This window comes from Glutamicibacter creatinolyticus (genome assembly GCF_006094275.1).
GTDB lineage: Bacteria > Actinomycetota > Actinomycetes > Actinomycetales > Micrococcaceae > Glutamicibacter > Glutamicibacter creatinolyticus.
Genome location: NZ_CP034412.1, coordinates 237305 through 252659 on the forward strand (window position 1 = coordinate 237305; position 15355 = coordinate 252659).

Consider the following 15355-nt stretch of genomic DNA (forward strand, 5'->3'; position numbering starts at 1 on the left):
GGGAAGCATGGGCGGATACATTGCCAAGCGCGTTGGCCAGGCCCTGCTGGTCATCTGGCTGGCCTACACCGCGGTTTTCCTGGCGGTGCAGGCCCTGCCGAATGACCCGGTGACCATCTTCCTGTCCACCGACGCCGCCGCGGACCCGGCCACCATCGCACAGCTGAAGGCCCACTACGGCTATGACCAACCGCTGATCACCCAATACCTGGGGCAGCTGTGCGCGCTGCTGCGCGGGGACCTGGGCTACTCGCTGTCCTCCGGGGCGCCGGTGGCCGCCCGGATCGGGGAGGTCATCGGATCCACCCTGGTCCTGGCCGGCAGCGCCTTCGTGCTGGCCGTCCTGCTGGCGGTGGCCCTGGTGGCCGCGGCCACCCTGGCCCGCGGTGAGCGGCTGCGCCGGGCGCTGTTGAACCTGCCGCCGCTGTTCATTTCAATCCCGGTGTTCTGGCTGGGCCTGGTGCTGCTGCAGCTGCTGGCCGTGCAGCTGGGGGTGATGTCCCTGTTCCCGGACGGTTCGGCGCTGTCGCTGCTGGTGCCGATCCTGGTGCTGGCCCTGCACCTGAGCGCACCGATCGCCCAGGTGCTGCTCAAGAGCGTTCAGCAGGTCTCGGCCCAGCCGTTCGTGGACGTGCTGCGCGCCAAGGGGGCCGGAGAGTCCTGGATCTTCTACCGCCACACCCTGAAGAACGCCGCCCCGGCCGCGCTGTCGATTGCCGGGATCACCATCGGCACCCTGCTGGCCGGCTCGGTGATCACCGAGACCGTGTTCGCCCGCGCCGGACTGGGGCAGCTGGTGCTGCAGGCGGTCACCGTCCAGGACATTCCCCTGGTGCAGGGGCTGGTGCTGCTCACCGCCGCCACCTTCACTGTGGTGAACCTGCTGGTGGACCTCATCCACCCGCAGCTGGACCCCCGAATCATTACCGCCCACGCCGGCTCGGCACGGGCCCTGGCCGCCTGAAGGGACAAGGGATCATGAGCGTACTGACCGAACAGAACACCACCCCGGCCGGGCTGCCGCTCCCGGAGCCGGCACCAACCACCGCGGCGCCAGCACCGGGCCGCCCGGTGCGCCGCTGGCTGGGACGCTGGTGGATGCTGCTGCCGCTGGGCCTGCTGCTGGCCTGGGCGCTGGTGCCCGGCGCGTTCAGCGCAGCGGACCCGATCACCGGGATCCCGGCGCAGAAGCTGAGCGCCCCCAGCCCCGCCCACCCCTTTGGCACCGACCACCTGGGCCGCGACGTGTACTCCCGGGTGGTGCACGGCACGCGGCAAACCCTGATGACCGCGGGACTGGCATGCCTGATCGGTTCGGTGCTCGGCAGCGTGCTGGGCCTGCTGGCCGGCACCGCCGGAAGGGCGGCGGACGCCGTGGCCATGCGCCTGGTGGACGTGCTGCTGGCGGTGCCCGCGTTCCTGATCGCGCTGATCCTGGTCACCGCCACCGAGCCCGGGCCGCTGTCCCTGGGCCTGGGGGTGGGGATCGCCTCGATCGCCGCGTTCGCCCGGCTGGTGCGCACCGAGGTGCTGCGGGTGCGCTCCCACGACTTCGTGCAGGCGGCACTGATGAGCGGCGGCGGCTACTTCACCGTGCTGCGCCGGCACATCCTGCCGCACGTGATCGGACCGGTGCTGGCCCTGCTCGCCGTGGATTTGGGGGCGGCGATCCTGGCCATCTCGGGACTGGGTTTCCTGGGCTTCGGCGCCCCGCCGCCCACCCCCGAATGGGGGCTGCTGATTTCCGAGGGACGCCAGTACCTGTCGGTGGCCTGGTGGCTGACCACCCTGCCGGGCCTGGTGATCGTCACGGCCGTCATGCTCACCGCCGCCCTGGGGCGCAGCATCAACCGCGCCTTCCGCTTCTAGGACAAGGACAGTGGACATGGAAATGAACACCAAGAACACCCCCGCCGCACCGGTGGTGCGCATCGAGGACCTCACGGTACGCTACCCCGGCGGGACGGTGGCCGCCAACGGGCTGGACCTGCACATCCCCTCGGGGCAGATCCTCGCCGTTGTCGGGGAATCCGGGTCCGGCAAGTCGACCCTGACCAAGGCGCTGATCGGGCTGCTGCCGGCCGGCACCCGCGTCGAGGGGTCCATCCGCTTTGGCGGCACCGAGGTGACGAGCCTGGATGTGCGCCGCTGGCGGGCCATCCGCGGGGCCGGCATCGGGCTGGTGCCCCAGGATCCGGGCTCCAGCCTGGACCCGGTGAAGACCATCGGCTCCCAGCTGATCGAGGTGTTCCGGCTGCACCCGCAGCGTTCGGTGCCCAAGGCCCAATGGCGGTCCCGGGTCGTCGAACTGCTGGCAAGCGTGGGCGTTGACCGCCCGGAATACCGGCTGGGCCAGTACCCGCACGAGCTGTCCGGCGGACTGAAGCAGCGGGTGCTGATCGCGATCGCCTTCGCGCTGGACCCGCAGCTGCTGATCGCCGATGAGCCGACCAGCGCCCTGGACGTCACGGTGCAGCGCACCGTGCTGGAGGTCTTCGTATCCCTGGCCCGGCAAAAGGGCACCACGGTCCTGTTCGTGACCCACGACCTGGCGGTCGCCACGGACATCGCCGACCGGGTGCTGGTGATGAATTCGGGGCGGATCCTGGAGGACCGCAGCGTGCGCTCGCTGATCACCGAAAGCACCGAACCCTACACCCGGGCGCTGCTGGCCCAGGCCACCGGCAACCGGCAGCGGCCCCAACCGGTCGCACACGCAGACATCGCGATCGACGTGCAGGAGGTGTCCAGGACCTTCGGCCGCGGCGCCACCGCCCACCGTGCGGTGCACCAGGTCAGCTTCCAGGTCCCGCGCGGCACCACGTTCTCCCTGGTCGGGGAATCGGGTTCGGGCAAGTCCACGACCGCCAAGCTGATCATGGGCCTGCTGGATCCGCAGTCCGGGCAGATCCGGGTCAACGGGCAGCGGGTGGGTGCGGCCCACGGCCGGCGCCGGCACCAGCTGTGGCGCCAGGCCCAGCTGGTCTACCAGAACCCGGACTCGGCGTTGGACCCGCGCCAGCGCATCGCATCGATCATTGCCGAGCCGTTGCTGAACTACCGGCTGGGGGACCCGCGCTGGCGTTCCGGACGGGTGGCCGAGCTCATGGAGCAGGTCAACCTGGCCCCTTCCCTGGCCGCGGCCCGCCCGCCCCAGCTCTCCGGCGGACAGCGCCAGCGGGTGGCGATCGCCCGGGCGCTGGCGTCCGGGGCCGAGATCCTGGTGCTGGACGAGGCGCTGAGCGCACTGGATGTGCTCACTCAGGAGCAGATCCTGGCCTTGCTCCAGTCCCTGCAGCGCGAGCACGGGCTGACCTACCTGTTCATTTCCCACGACCTGCATGTGGTGGAACGCATCAGCCACCATGTGGGGGTCATGCGGCGCGGGGAGCTGGTGGAGAGCGGCAGCGTGCACCAGGTGTTCACCGAACCGGCCCACCCCTACACCCGCACCCTGCTGGCGGCGAACCCCGGGCAGGTTCTGCGTGAACTGTGCCCTGCCGCCGGCTGAACCCGAGCCCGGCCGGGAAGCGCCCGGCCACCGACGAACGACGAACTTCCCCCGTCACGAAAAGAGGAGCATGAGCACCCACGCCATCCAGGCCACCAGCGACGAAGCGGTCTACCAACGCCTGCTGGAACGCTTTCGCCCGGTCTTCACCCGCATCGCCCAGGGCGCCCGGGAGCGCGAACAACACCGTGAACTGCCCTACCAGCAGGTGGCGTGGCTCAAGGACGCCGGCTTCACGGCGCTGCGGGTCCCGGCCAGCCACGGCGGAACGCCGGTGAGCCACACCGACCTGTTCCGGCTGCTGATCGAATTGGCTGCCGCCGACTCCAACGTGGCCCACCTGCTGCGCAGCCACTTCTCCTTCGTGGAGACCATCGCGCTGCAGCCCGCCGAGTTCCAGGACCGCTGGTTCCCGCGGGTGCTGGCCGGCGAAATCTTCGGCAACGCCGCCACCGAACGCGGCGGCAACGCCCTGGGCGCCACGAACACCAAGCTGATCAACACCGGGGCCGGGTGGGTGCTGCGCGGGGAAAAGTACTACACCACCGGCTCCATCTTCGCCGACTGGGTGGTGGTGATGGCCTCCACGGACGGCGTGGAGGGGCGGCAGTACGCGGTCGTGGAACGCACCGCGCCGGGCGTGCGGATCCTGGATGACTGGGACGGCTTCGGCCAGCCGCTGACCGGCACCGGCACCGCCATCTTTGAGGATGTCCCGGTGCAGGAGCAGAACATCATCCAGCGCAAGGTCGCCTCCACCCTGGAACCGGCGTTCTTCCAGCTGTGCCTGCTGGCCGTGCTGGTGGGCATCGGCAAGGCGGCCCGTGGCGAGGCGGCCGGGCTGGTGGCCGCGCGCACCCGCACCTTCAACACCGGTTCCGGGGCGCTGTTCCGCGATGACGCACAGATCCAGGAACTGGTGGGGCGCCTGGCCGCCAACGTGTTTGCCGCCGAGTCGATTGTCATCACCGCCGCCCGGGAACTGGATGCCGCCCACGATGCGGCGCTGGGGCTGGACGAGCAGCAGGCCTACCTGCGCGCCGAACTGGCGGTGCAGCAGGCCCACGTGGCCACCCCGAAGCTGGTGCTGGATGCCACCAGCGAGCTGTTCGACGTCACCGGCGCCTCCGCGGTGTCCACCAGCAAGTCGCTGGACCGCTACTGGCGCAACGCGCGCACCGTGGCCACCCACAACCCGGTCGCGTTCAAGGCCCGCTCCGTGGGGGACTACTTCATCAACGGCACCATCCCCACCGGGTTGAACTCCATTGGCGAAGCGAAGGGAAAGAAGTAAATGGGAACCTTTGACCAGCGACCGCGCCTGCTGCTGTCCGCCTTCTTGATGAACACCTCCAGCCACATCCTGGGCGGCATGTGGCGCCACCCGCAGGCCCAGCAGCACCGCTTCCACGAACTGGCGCCCTGGGTGGACCTGGCCCGCAAACTGGAGGACGCGAAGTTCGACGCCATGTTCTTCGCCGACGTGGTGGGCCTCTATGGGGACCACGAGGGCGGCTGGGCCTCCCACGTGCGCAAGGGGCTGCAGGTGCCCAGCCACGATCCACTGGTGCTGCTCTCCGCGCTGGCCGCCGGCACCGGGCAGATCGGGCTGGCCATGACCAGCTCGGTCATCCAGGCCCACCCCTTCCAGTTCGCCCGCCAGCTCTCCACCCTGGACCACCTCTCCAACGGCCGGGTCGCCTGGAACATTGTCACCAGCGTCCTGGAAAACGCGCACCGCAACTTCGGGGGAGCCTCCCTGGTCGCCCACGATGACCGCTACAGCTGGGCGGAGGAATACGTGGAGGCCGCCTACAAGCTGTGGGAAGGCTCCTGGGCGGACGACGCGCTGCTGGCGGACAAGGCTAACGGGATCTACGCGGATCCGGACAAGGTCAGCAAGATCAACCACCGCGGCCAGATCTATTCCATCGACGGGCCGCACCTGGCCGTGCCCAGCACCCAGCGCACCCCCTTCCTCTTCCAGGCCGGTTCCTCCCCGCGCGGCACCCAGTTCGCCGCGACCCACGCCGAGGCGACCTTCCTGTTCGCTCCGCACCCGCAGTACGTGGCCAAGAAGGTCGCCCAGCTGGATACGAACCTGCAGGCGGCCGGGCGCCGCCGCCAGGATCTGAAGGTTTTCGCCGGGCTTTCCTTCGTGGTGGGCTCCACCGAGGCGGAGGCCAAGGCGCTGGAAGCCGAATACGACCAGTACCTGGACCCGCACGCGATCATCGCGCACATCGGCGGCGGGCTGGGAATCGACCTGGGAGGACTGGAGCTGGACACCCCGCTGGGCCAGGTGCAGACCGAAGGCGCCCAGGGGGTGCTCGAAGCGGTGCTGGCCTCCACCCCCGGCGGCAACCCGACGCTGCGGGATCTGGCCCACTACCGGGCGAAGGCCCAGCAGCTGGTCGGAACCCCGGAACAGATCGCCGACCAGCTGGAGCAGTGGCAGGACGCGGGCATCGACGGGCTGAACATCATGAACCACGTGCTGCCCGGCTCCTACGACAACTTCATTGACGGGCTGCTGCCCGAACTGCGTCGCCGCGGACTGGCGCAAACCCAGTACACCCCGGGAAGCCTGCGCCACAAGGTGTTCGGGCGCGGGGACCGGCTGCCGTCAAACCACCCGGCCGCCGCGTTCCGCGGGGCATTCACGCACTCCAGCGCCGCCAGCGGCCAACCGGAGCAGAATCTGGTCCCGTAGCCGGACACAAGACCCGGGTAGCGGCCCCTTGGATGGCTGGGGGAGGCCGGGCCGCTACCCGCACCTGAACCACCGCTGCAAGTTCGCAGCGGTGGTTTTCCCCTGCCCGCACCCGGGGTAGGGTGACGGCATGAACGCCAAACATGTCAATGATCCAGAGGTTATCCGCCGGCTGCTGACCACCCCCGCCCGCTGGGCCGTGGTGGGATTGACGAACAACCCGCGGCGGGTGGCCCCCTCCATTGCCCGTTACCTGAAGGAACAGCTGGGAATGCAGATCCTGCCGGTATCCCTGAGCGGGGAAACCGTCATGGGGGAAACCGGGTTTGAGCGTCTGGACCAGATCCCCGGGCACATCGACGTCGTGGACTGCTTCGTGAACTCGGCGAAGGCCGGGGACATCGTGGACCAGGCCATCGAGGTCGGCGCCAGCGCCGTCTGGCTGCAGCTGGGCGTTGTGGACGAAGCCGCCGCGCAGCGCGCCAAGGACGCCGGGCTCGAGGTGGTCATGGACACTTGCCCGAAGATCGAATACCCGCTTCTCTAGCGCCAGTGCTGCGAAGGAGCCCACCCCAGTCCCTGCCCCGGACGGCGACTGCTACCGTGGGAACCGGACGCGGCGGAGATCCGGGACGGTGGAAATGAGCGCGCTGGAGGAGCACCACGAGGTGTGGCGGGCCCTGTGCCTGTCCATGCCCGGAGCCTACGAAGACTTCCCCTTTGGGGAACACAGCACCGTGTTCAAGGTTGCCGGACGGGACCGCGCCAAGGGCAAGATGTTCGCCCTGCTGATGGTGCATCAGGGCGAACTGCTGCTGAACCTGAAATGTGAACCGGCCATCGCCGAACGGCTGCGAGACGAGCACGAACAGATCACCGGCGCCTACCACATGAACAAAAGACACTGGAACTCAGTGCGCGTGGGACTGGGCCCGCAGGTGATGCGCGAACTGGTCGAGGATTCCTATGATCTGGTGATCGAGGCAATGCCGGCACGTGACCGGAGCGCCATCCAAATCAAGAGACACACCGGTGGCGGCTAACTAGACTGGTGGCATGTACTTCATCGTTGTTAAGTTCCAGGTAAAGCCCGAATTCACCGAAAGCTTCATGGACCGCGTCGCCGAGTTCACCCGCACCACCCGCGCCGAGGAGGGCAACTTGTTCTTCGACTGGTCCACCAGCGTCGAAGACCCGAACGAGTTTGTGCTGGTTGAGGGGTTCCGTGACGACGAAGCGGCCGCCACCCACGTCAATGGCCCGCACTTCGCAGCAGGTCTGGAAGCCATGCGTCCGGCCCTGGTGTCCACCCCGAAGATCATTTCCCGCAAGGTCGATGGTCAGGGCTGGGACGAAATGGGCGAGCTGAAGATCGACTAGTTTCTGCCGCTGAGCGACCCCGCTTCCCCGGCTGGGGTCAGGGCGTCGACACGTCAAAAGCACCGCCGCTGGCGGTGCTTTTGACGTTAATCTTCACATTGTCTCCCTGGGCTCTCGGCCTTTAGTGGGTGTTGCCCCGGCGACGCAGCAGCACCATGAGCAGCCCTACGACCAGGATGACCGCGGCAATGATGCCGATGCTCGAGTACGCGAAGCCCGTGTCGGCCAGATCCTGAGGATCGGGTGCCGGTGACTGGGAAGCGTCCGGGCGTGGCGGTGCGGGGCTTTGGGTTGACTGGGTCGGCGACGGCGACGGCGACGGCGACGGCGACGCCGACGGGGACGCCGTGGGCGAGGCGCTCGGCTGCGGGCTGGGTTGCGTGCTCGGCGTGGTGGGTGCCTCGGCAGCTACCGTGAGCGGCACGGAAATGTCCTCCCGGCCCACCTGCGAGATCACCAACTGGTACTGGCCTTCCTTCAGCTTTTGAGGCGCGGTCAGCTGGAAGGATGTGGAGCCGGCGCCATCGGCCGCGGCGATGTCCTGAACTTCAACCTCCCCGTCGAAGGCGCTGGCCGAGATCTTCGCCCCGGGCTCCAAATCGGAAACCGCCACATCCAGGGTGCCGCCAGGAGCGAGGGTGGCCGAGGAGAGGCTCACGGTGGCCCATTCGGTGCCGGCCTGCACGGCGCGGCCCAGCGGCGCTGGATCCACGACGTCGTGGGACTTGAAGTAGTTCACCGTGGCGTCCAGGTCCACCTGGCCGCTGTCGGCATGGTCCTTGGCTTCAGCGAAGGCCGTGAAGTTATCCCCGCCGGAGGCCAGGAACGCGTTGGCCGCGACCCGAAACGTGTCAGAGTCGGCGACGGGCTTTCCGTTGAAACTCACCGACGTGATGTGCTCACCGCGGGCCGCGTCCTCCACGTAGGTGTAGCTCAGTCCTTCGGAGATCCCCAGGTGCAGCTTTTCACGGGAAGCTCCTTCCGGCTGCCACTGCTGTTCGAGCACTTCATACAGCTGGGCGCCGGTCATGTCCATGGTGATCAGGGTGTTGGCGAAGGGCTGTACGTCCGCGGCTGCTTTGTAGGTGACGATGCCGTTTTTGCCGTACAGCAGATCAGCGCGCAGACCACCGGGGTTCATGAAGGCGATTTGTGCCAGGGTCCCGCCGAAGTCCTCGTTGGAGGTCGCCCACAAGTGGACATCGGCGACGGTGTTACCCAGGGTGGATTCTACGCCGCGGTCATCACCCGCCGGTTCGCCGCCGCGCAGGATGTCGGCGCTGATGGCGCCGATTTCCTGCTGGCCTACTTCTTCGGATTCGGCAACGGCCTTGTCAACAATCTTTGTAGCGGCATCGTTTGGCTCGAAAGCCGAGCCGCCTTCGGCAGCCAAGGGGACAAGCTTGGTGTCCGACTGCGTGACCGTGCCGTCGCTGGCATCAATGCTCAGGGAGATTTCGCCCAGGGTGGTGCCGTACTGATGCGCCTGGATCACCGGCCGGGTTTGGTCAGTGCCCGCGACTGGCACTGAGCAGTGGTAGGGCTTATGGGTGTGTCCGGAAATGATGGCGTCAATGTGCTCATCGGCATTGCGGATCAGCTGCCCATAATCCGTTGATTCCTGAGCGATCGTGTCACAGGCCGTGCTTTCGGATCCGTCGTGGGTCAGCAGCACCAGCACGTCGGCTTCACCGTTGTTCTTGTCGCCATCGCTCAGCTTCTCTGCCACCCGGTTGGCGGCCTCGAGCTGGTCGCCGAAGGTGAGGTCGCTGATCCCGCTGGGGCTAACCAGCGTGGCCGTGTCCGCGGTGACCGTGCCGATGAACCCGACCGATACACCGTCGACTTCGCGGATTGTGTACTCCCTGAGGGCCGGCTTGCCGGTGCCCTTCTCGTATACGTTCGCGCCGAGGGCATAGTCCGCCCCCTCAGCTCCTTCGGCTTCGGACTTCGTGCCGTAGCGGGGGATGACACGCTCCTGCAGGTCCTGGAAGCCACGATCGAATTCGTGGTTGCCCACGACCGACAGGTCCAACCCGGCGGCGCCGAGCGCGTCAATCGTGGGCGCATCCTGCTGTGCAGCGGAGGCGAACGTGGAGGCGCCGATGTTGTCGCCGGCCGAGACAAAGAGGGTATTCGCGTTCTCCTGCCGATATTTTGCGACCGCTCCGGCCAGTACTGCAGCTCCGGCAGATTCGCCCTCGGCCTGGATGCGTCCGTGGAAGTCATTGATGCTCAGCAGGTTGAGCTCTACTTCCTTGGCCGGACTTGTGTCGGTGGGCGCTGCCTGCGCGCCAACGGCGCCGGAGGCAATGAGCGAAAAGGACGCCAGGGCAGTGAAACCGACCCTGGGCAGACGTCTGGAGGTAGGCATGGAAAATCCCCTAGAGGTAAACAAGTGATCGTCACATGTTTATCCCATGGGAGTGAACCTGTCGATACTTTTTGATGAAGTGTGGGGTTGATGTCGGGGGTCGTTCACGTGGCCTGGCTTCACACGGCCCACTCGCAGCGGGTCGGCCTGGTCGGCTTTCATCGCGAAATCCGCGCCACAGTTTGACTATCAAGCAGATCTTTCACGTTCACCGTGTGATCGTGGCCGGCTTTGGTGCAGAGCCGCAACGGGGGCGCGCGGATCATTCGCCGCTGGGTGGTCTCACCCGCGAGGCTCCCACGATTCGTCCGACCAGCGTGCATACGGCCAGCACGAAGAGCAGGTATGCCCCGGTGAGCAGGCCGTAGGCCAACTCACGATGCTGGACGTTGAGGGCAAAGATGAAGACCGCGGCACCGCACACCAAAAGCGCAACCCCCAGAAGCCGCATCTTCATCTCCGCATCACGCATCCCTTGTTCCGTAGACCACGCTGTCCCGTGAAAAACCAATGACTGTAATTACAATAATTGCACAAATAGTTGTCCGAAGGAATCCTCCGAAAGGACTAGATGTGCCTGCTCACCTACCGCAGTGGGATGAAGCGGCGCCTCGGGGAGCAGGGTAAACCTAGGAAAAACCCGTTCACCGCCGTGAGTCGGGGGTGTGCGGTTAGAGGCAGCTGCGCAGGATCTTCTCAATGGCCGCCTGTTCGGCCTTTGTCATCCACGCGTCATATTTCGCCTTCACCTGCGTCTGACGGGAAACGTAGCTGCACCGGAAGGAGCGGTTGGGCGGCAGCCACGTTGCCGCGTCCTTGTCGCCCTTGGATGCATTGGTCGGGCCATCCACAGCCATCAGGTTCAGCGGGTCGTTGGCAAAGTTCAGGCGGGTTTCGGCGTCCCACTGCTGGGCGCCCTTCTGCCAGGCATCCGAAAGCGCCACCACATGGTCGATCTGCACCGCGCTGCTGGTTCCCTGCCCGCGCACAAAGGAGATGCTCTTGCCGGTGTAGGGGTCATCAAGTACGCCGCTGAGCACCACGCATTCAATGCGTCCCTCCCGGTATTCCACGTCCTTCAGGTCCCGGGCGAGAATGTCATTGCGCGCGTCGCACCCGTTGCGATCGGGGTCCTTCCAGCCCTTGCTGAATTCCTCGCGCGAGTACCCGGTCTTCGGGGCGCGGCCCTTGACGTCGATTTCCTCAAGCAACGCCAGCGATTCTGCGAACTCAAGGCTTTGCTCTTCGGTGATGGGGCCGCCGGTGGAGAGGGCTTGTGACTGCGTTTGCCCTGGAGCGGCGTCGGGGTTGAAATCGCTGAGCGTCCCGGCCGAGCATGAGGTCAGTGACAGTGAGCCAAGCAAGAGGGCCAGGGTGATGAAGCGACGCGGGCTGCGCATGCGGTAGAAGGTTCCCTTCGATGCAGTGGGCGCACCAAAAATAAGGTGCTGCCTGTGGTGTACAGCCAGCACCTTATCGCTTCGGGGCGACACTATCGCCCGAACCGCCGGGGCACCTTCATGTGGTGTCCGTGACGCAGACCGCGCTAGTTGGTCGCGGTTCCCGGATCCTCGTCCTGGCCCGGACGGATGTGCGATGCCCCGCCCTCATCACGCCACTTCTTCAGCTGCTCGGGTGACACTTCGCCGGTGTCGATGTTTTCTGGTGCGTAGGGATCCTTGCCCTTGTCATTTACCGTGTCCATATCCTCACCGTAGGCCGGTTCCGGCAAAGCGACAAGGAGTCCGGTCCCGTCCGTTTTCGTAACGGCAACGGCGGCCTCGGCATTGTCCGGGCCAAAAAGTCTCCAAGTCGGTGCCTTGTCGCTGGATGTGGTAGGAATGGGGTTAGTGACACGGGGTGCCGCCGCAGCGGCTGAGAAAACACCCGTCGAACCTGCACCAGTTAGTACTGGCGAAGGGAATGTCCTGGATTCCACGATGCCCCGCACCTTTGAGTGGCTGCGGCGTATCCACACCGGGTTCCGTTCGCCTTGACCCACATTCAAGGAGTTCGAACACCATGAACACACAAACCACCACCGTCGAAACCAGCAACAGTGCTCTACCCCTGGCAGAGCAGCAGGTGTTGGTCACCGGCGCCGCGCGCGGGCTGGGCGCGGCCATCAGCACCGCCTTCCTGGACGCCGGAGCGAACGTGGTCCTCAACTACCACTCCTCGAGGCAGGCCGCCAACGATCTGGCTGCCCGCTACCCCGAACAGGCCCTGGCCGTGCAGGCTGATGTGCGTGAAGCCGGGCAGCTGAAGGACCTGGTCCGCCAGGCCGAAGAGCACTTCGGCAAGCCGCTGACCACGCTGGTCAACAACGCGCTGGTCGACTTCTCCTTCAACGGGGACGCCCGGCCCAAGGCTGGCGAACTCAGCGCGGCCGATTTGAGCAAGCAGTTCACCGGGTCGGTGCTGGCCCCGGTCGCCGCAATCCAGGCCGTGCTGCCGAACATGCGCAAAGCCGGTTTTGGACGGATCATCAATATCGGCACGAACCTCTTCCAGCATCCGGTGGTCCCGTACCACGACTACACGGCCACCAAGGCGGCACTGCTGTCGCTGACCCGCACCTTCGCCGATGACCTGGGACCCGAGGGGATCACCGTGAACATGGTCTCGGGCGGACTGCTGCGCACGACCGACGCCTCCGCGGCCACCCCGGAAGAGGTCTTTGACTTCATCGCCTCCGGCACACCGCTGCGCAAGGTCACCAGCCCGGCCGAACTGGCGGACGCCGTCCTGTTCTTCGCCTCCCGCTGGGCCCGCGGCGTGACCGGGCAGAACCTGATCGTGGATGGGGGACTGGTCAAGGGATGAGCCCCAAGCAATTGAAACTGAACCTGTTCATCTACGGTGCCGGCCACCACCAGGCTGCCTGGCGGGACCCGGACTCCGCTGCCGAACGCCTGGGCGACACCGGGTACTACACGCAGCTGGCGCAGACCGCAGAGCGCGGGCTGCTGGACGCGGTGTTCCTGGCCGACGGCCAATCCGTCTCCCCGCAGGCCGCAAAGGCCGGACCCACCTGGTTCTACGAGCCGCTGACCCTGCTCTCGGCATTGAGCCAGCACACCGAGCACATTGGCTTGGTGTGTACTGTCTCCTCCAGCTTCTACTCCCCATTCCATGCCGCCAGAATGCTGGCCAGCCTGGACCACCTCTCCGGCGGGCGGGTCGGGGTCAACGTGGTCACCAGCATGTGGGATGCCGAGGCGCAGAACCATTCGATGCCCGGGCTGGGGGACCATGACACCCGATATGCGCGAGCCGATGAATTCATTCAGGTGGTGCGCCGGCTGTGGGACTCCTTCCCGGCCCAGGCCATACAGGCCAGCCGGGACGGGGACTTCGCCAACCCGGAACTTCTGCAGCCCATCGAACACGTGGGGGAGCACTTCACGGTGCGTGGCCCCCTGAACGTTCCCGGCGGCCCGCAGCGGGCCCCGGTGCTGTTCCAGGCCGGCTCCTCCCCGCAGGGTCGGGAGCTGGCCGCGAAATATGCCGAGGCCGTGTACGCGGTGGCCGCCGACCAGCAGATGGCCCTGGAGTACGGTACCGACCTGCGCTCCCGGATCACCGCGGCGGGACGCGACCCGGAAGCGGTGGCGATCATGCCGGGTCTGGTGACCTACGTGGGGCGCACGCATGAGGAAGCACGGGCCAAGCAGCGCCGACTGAACGAGCTGCTGCCCACCGGTGACGCGCTCAAGCAGCTGGGCGTCTTCGTGCAGCAGGACACCTCCGGGTGGGACCTGGATGCCCCGGTGCCCGAACTGCCGCCACTGCACAGCTTCACCGGACCGAAGGGACGCTATGCCACGATCCAGCGGCTGATCGCCGTGCACCAGCCCACGGTGCGCGAACTGCTGGGGCTGCTGGCCGCCGGAGGCGGACACGCCACCATGATCGGTACCCCGCAGTCCATTGCCGATGAGATGGAGCAGTGGCTGGACTGCGGGGCGGCGGACGGCTTCAACCTGATGCCGCCCACTCTGCCCGGCGGCATCGCGGATTTCGTGGACCTGGTGATCCCCGAACTGCAGCGGCGGGGACTTTTCCGCACCGCGTACTCCTCCTCGACCCTGCGCGGGCATCTGGGACTGGGCCTGCCCGCATCGTCCCGGCCCCGCGAAGAAGCCAGCCAGCCCGGATAGCGGCCGGGGCCGGTTCAGCGCGATCGGGTCCGTAGCGTCCAGTAGGAGGAGACGTGCACCCGCTTCTTGTCCAGGCCCCAGCCAGCGACGATGCGGGAGATCGCCTTGGCGGCAGAGCGCTCGCCGTGGGCGATCACCGTGCTCTGTGGCGGGGGAGTGGGCAGCTCCAGGAAAGCTTCGGCCAGCAGGTCGGTGGTGCCCGGAGGCTGTCCATTGCGGTGCAGCCAGCGCAGCTCCACTCCCGCAGGGTGGGGGATCTGCAGTTCGCCCTGCGGCCCGGCCACCTCCAGCAGGGCCACGCCCTGCGCCGTCTCGGGCAGGGCGGCAAGGGCGCGGGACACCGCCGGGATCGCCGTTTCATCGGCGCCGAGGACGAAGTACTGCGAGTCCGGGTCCGGGCTGAACTTGCCGCGGGCCGCCGAGATCACCAGTCGGTCCCCGGGGCGCGCGGCCAGCGCCCACTCCCCGGCGGAACCGGGTTGATCATGCAGCACGAAGTCGATGGCCAGTTCCTGCGCAGCGCGGTCCACCCACCGGATGGTGTAGGAGCGGGAGCGGGGCACCAGGTGGCGGGGCAGGTGCTGCCGCAGCGCCTTAATGTCATAGGGCGGTTCAAGACCCAGCTGGGGGTCGGCGAAGTAGACCTTCACATATTGGTCGGCCTTCGTGTTGGGCTGGAAACCGTCCAGCTGTGGTGCTCCGGCAATGATCCGGAGCATTTGCGGGCTCAACTGCTCGCTCCGGCGGATCTCCAGCACGTGCTGGCCCTTGCCCTGCGCCGGCGCCACACGGGGCTGGTCGGATTCGGAGGCGGCGGAGGCCGGCGCCTCGGCGGGCTCCCCTTCACTGTGCGGTGCGTGGAGCGCGGAACCGTGCAGCATGTTGCGGGCTTCGAGCAGGGCCGCGGCGGCCCCGGCACGTTCGGCGGCCGCCCGAAGCTGCTCACGCTGCTCTGGGCTCAACTCGAAGCCAGGGGTGTCGGCGTACTTCAGCGCCTTCCTCACCGCTTTGCGCCCGGCCTTCGCCCCGGCCTGCTCGGCGCGTTCAAGCACCTGCAGGACGAACAGATCCGCGCCACTCGGAGCCTCCTCGCCTCGTCCGGGGCGCGGGTACTTCTGCCTCTGGTGCTTCGACATCTGCCGGCTCCTTTCGAATCACGCGCGGGTATCGGGTGGCGGTGCCGCACTGGCCCGGCCCACCGCGCTTGGGCCGGA

15 protein-coding genes and 1 riboswitch are annotated in these 15355 nt (G+C 67.1%); of the genes, 10 read left to right on the forward strand and 5 right to left on the reverse strand.

Going from position 1 to position 15355, the window contains the following annotated elements; all coding sequences use genetic code 11:
- The first annotated feature begins 7 nt into the window (after window positions 1-7).
- The 8 genes from GcLGCM259_RS01175 to GcLGCM259_RS01210 all read left to right on the forward strand — a co-directional run bounded on the left by GcLGCM259_RS01175 (window position 8) and on the right by GcLGCM259_RS01210 (window position 7604).
- Window positions 8-964, forward strand: coding sequence for an ABC transporter permease (locus GcLGCM259_RS01175; RefSeq protein WP_138925503.1), 957 nt, complete (start codon window positions 8-10; stop codon window positions 962-964).
- 14 nt (window positions 965-978) lie between these two features.
- Window positions 979-1869 carry an ABC transporter permease gene (locus GcLGCM259_RS01180; protein WP_217496548.1) on the forward strand — a complete coding sequence of 297 codons (891 nt, stop codon included), beginning with the start codon at window positions 979-981 and terminating at the stop codon, window positions 1867-1869.
- 16 nt (window positions 1870-1885) lie between these two features.
- Complete coding sequence (locus tag GcLGCM259_RS01185) at window positions 1886-3511, forward strand: ABC transporter ATP-binding protein (RefSeq protein WP_246049677.1); 1626 nt, start codon at window positions 1886-1888, stop codon at window positions 3509-3511.
- 70 nt (window positions 3512-3581) lie between these two features.
- A complete protein-coding gene (locus GcLGCM259_RS01190; RefSeq protein ID WP_138174490.1) occupies window positions 3582-4805 on the forward strand; it encodes an acyl-CoA dehydrogenase family protein in 1224 nt (407 codons plus the stop codon).
- Window positions 4806-6224, forward strand: coding sequence for an NtaA/DmoA family FMN-dependent monooxygenase (locus GcLGCM259_RS01195; RefSeq protein WP_138925504.1), 1419 nt, complete (start codon window positions 4806-4808; stop codon window positions 6222-6224).
- A 130-nt stretch (window positions 6225-6354) separates the two neighbouring features.
- Window positions 6355-6771: a CoA-binding protein gene (locus GcLGCM259_RS01200; protein ID WP_138925505.1), complete on the forward strand. Its 417-nt coding sequence runs from the start codon at window positions 6355-6357 to the stop codon at window positions 6769-6771.
- A 94-nt stretch (window positions 6772-6865) separates the two neighbouring features.
- A complete protein-coding gene (locus GcLGCM259_RS01205; RefSeq protein ID WP_138925506.1) occupies window positions 6866-7267 on the forward strand; it encodes an MmcQ/YjbR family DNA-binding protein in 402 nt (133 codons plus the stop codon).
- A gap of 13 nt (window positions 7268-7280) precedes the next feature.
- Complete coding sequence (locus tag GcLGCM259_RS01210) at window positions 7281-7604, forward strand: putative quinol monooxygenase (RefSeq protein ID WP_138925507.1); 324 nt, start codon at window positions 7281-7283, stop codon at window positions 7602-7604.
- 121 nt (window positions 7605-7725) lie between these two features.
- Here the strand turns inward: GcLGCM259_RS01210 and GcLGCM259_RS01215 are convergent, their stop codons facing one another.
- From GcLGCM259_RS01215 to GcLGCM259_RS15190, 4 genes are all read right to left on the reverse strand, one after another.
- Window positions 7726-9978 carry a bifunctional metallophosphatase/5'-nucleotidase gene (locus GcLGCM259_RS01215; protein ID WP_138925508.1) on the reverse strand — a complete coding sequence of 751 codons (2253 nt, stop codon included), beginning with the start codon at window positions 9976-9978 and terminating at the stop codon, window positions 7726-7728.
- A gap of 262 nt (window positions 9979-10240) precedes the next feature.
- Window positions 10241-10450, reverse strand: a complete 210-nt coding sequence (locus GcLGCM259_RS01220) for a hypothetical protein (RefSeq protein WP_175419284.1) — start codon at window positions 10448-10450, stop codon at window positions 10241-10243.
- Window positions 10451-10649: 199 nt separating this feature from the next.
- Complete coding sequence (locus GcLGCM259_RS01225; protein ID WP_138925510.1) at window positions 10650-11378, reverse strand: HNH endonuclease family protein; 729 nt, start codon at window positions 11376-11378, stop codon at window positions 10650-10652.
- A 146-nt stretch (window positions 11379-11524) separates the two neighbouring features.
- Window positions 11525-11683: a hypothetical protein gene (locus tag GcLGCM259_RS15190; RefSeq protein ID WP_175419285.1), complete on the reverse strand. Its 159-nt coding sequence runs from the start codon at window positions 11681-11683 to the stop codon at window positions 11525-11527.
- A 141-nt stretch (window positions 11684-11824) separates the two neighbouring features.
- A riboswitch (TPP riboswitch) is annotated at window positions 11825-11919 on the forward strand.
- A gap of 81 nt (window positions 11920-12000) precedes the next feature.
- Between GcLGCM259_RS15190 and GcLGCM259_RS01230 the strand changes: the two genes are divergently transcribed.
- Window positions 12001-12804, forward strand: a complete 804-nt coding sequence (locus GcLGCM259_RS01230; protein ID WP_138925511.1) for a 3-oxoacyl-ACP reductase — start codon at window positions 12001-12003, stop codon at window positions 12802-12804.
- Window positions 12801-14141 (forward strand): LLM class flavin-dependent oxidoreductase, encoded by a 1341-nt coding sequence (locus GcLGCM259_RS01235; protein ID WP_138925512.1) that lies wholly within the window; start codon window positions 12801-12803, stop codon window positions 14139-14141. Before GcLGCM259_RS01230 ends, GcLGCM259_RS01235 begins: the two co-directional genes overlap by 4 nt.
- Window positions 14142-14155: 14 nt before the next feature.
- Here the strand turns inward: GcLGCM259_RS01235 and GcLGCM259_RS01240 are convergent, their stop codons facing one another.
- The gene (locus GcLGCM259_RS01240) at window positions 14156-15277 is read right to left on the reverse strand and encodes a siderophore-interacting protein (protein ID WP_138925513.1); all 1122 of its coding nucleotides are present in this window, start codon (window positions 15275-15277) and stop codon (window positions 14156-14158) included.
- Window positions 15278-15355: the final 78 nt, after the last annotated feature.

Excerpts from the sequence above, each read along its gene's own strand:
- GcLGCM259_RS01175 (WP_138925503.1), top strand. The coding sequence starts at position 8 with ATGGGCGGATACATTGCCAAGCGCGTTGGCCAGGCCCTGCTGGTCATC.
- GcLGCM259_RS01180 (WP_217496548.1), top strand. The coding sequence starts at position 979 with ATGAGCGTACTGACCGAACAGAACACCACCCCGGCCGGGCTGCCGCTC.
- GcLGCM259_RS01185 (WP_246049677.1), top strand. The coding sequence starts at position 1,886 with ATGGAAATGAACACCAAGAACACCCCCGCCGCACCGGTGGTGCGCATC.
- GcLGCM259_RS01190 (WP_138174490.1), top strand. The coding sequence starts at position 3,582 with ATGAGCACCCACGCCATCCAGGCCACCAGCGACGAAGCGGTCTACCAA.
- GcLGCM259_RS01195 (WP_138925504.1), top strand. The coding sequence starts at position 4,806 with ATGGGAACCTTTGACCAGCGACCGCGCCTGCTGCTGTCCGCCTTCTTG.
- GcLGCM259_RS01200 (WP_138925505.1), top strand. The coding sequence starts at position 6,355 with ATGAACGCCAAACATGTCAATGATCCAGAGGTTATCCGCCGGCTGCTG.
- GcLGCM259_RS01205 (WP_138925506.1), top strand. The coding sequence starts at position 6,866 with ATGAGCGCGCTGGAGGAGCACCACGAGGTGTGGCGGGCCCTGTGCCTG.
- GcLGCM259_RS01210 (WP_138925507.1), top strand. The coding sequence starts at position 7,281 with ATGTACTTCATCGTTGTTAAGTTCCAGGTAAAGCCCGAATTCACCGAA.
- GcLGCM259_RS01215 (WP_138925508.1), bottom strand. The coding sequence starts at position 9,978 with ATGCCTACCTCCAGACGTCTGCCCAGGGTCGGTTTCACTGCCCTGGCG.
- GcLGCM259_RS01220 (WP_175419284.1), bottom strand. The coding sequence starts at position 10,450 with ATGCGTGATGCGGAGATGAAGATGCGGCTTCTGGGGGTTGCGCTTTTG.
- GcLGCM259_RS01225 (WP_138925510.1), bottom strand. The coding sequence starts at position 11,378 with ATGCGCAGCCCGCGTCGCTTCATCACCCTGGCCCTCTTGCTTGGCTCA.
- GcLGCM259_RS15190 (WP_175419285.1), bottom strand. The coding sequence starts at position 11,683 with ATGGACACGGTAAATGACAAGGGCAAGGATCCCTACGCACCAGAAAAC.
- GcLGCM259_RS01230 (WP_138925511.1), top strand. The coding sequence starts at position 12,001 with ATGAACACACAAACCACCACCGTCGAAACCAGCAACAGTGCTCTACCC.
- GcLGCM259_RS01235 (WP_138925512.1), top strand. The coding sequence starts at position 12,801 with ATGAGCCCCAAGCAATTGAAACTGAACCTGTTCATCTACGGTGCCGGC.
- GcLGCM259_RS01240 (WP_138925513.1), bottom strand. The coding sequence starts at position 15,277 with ATGTCGAAGCACCAGAGGCAGAAGTACCCGCGCCCCGGACGAGGCGAG.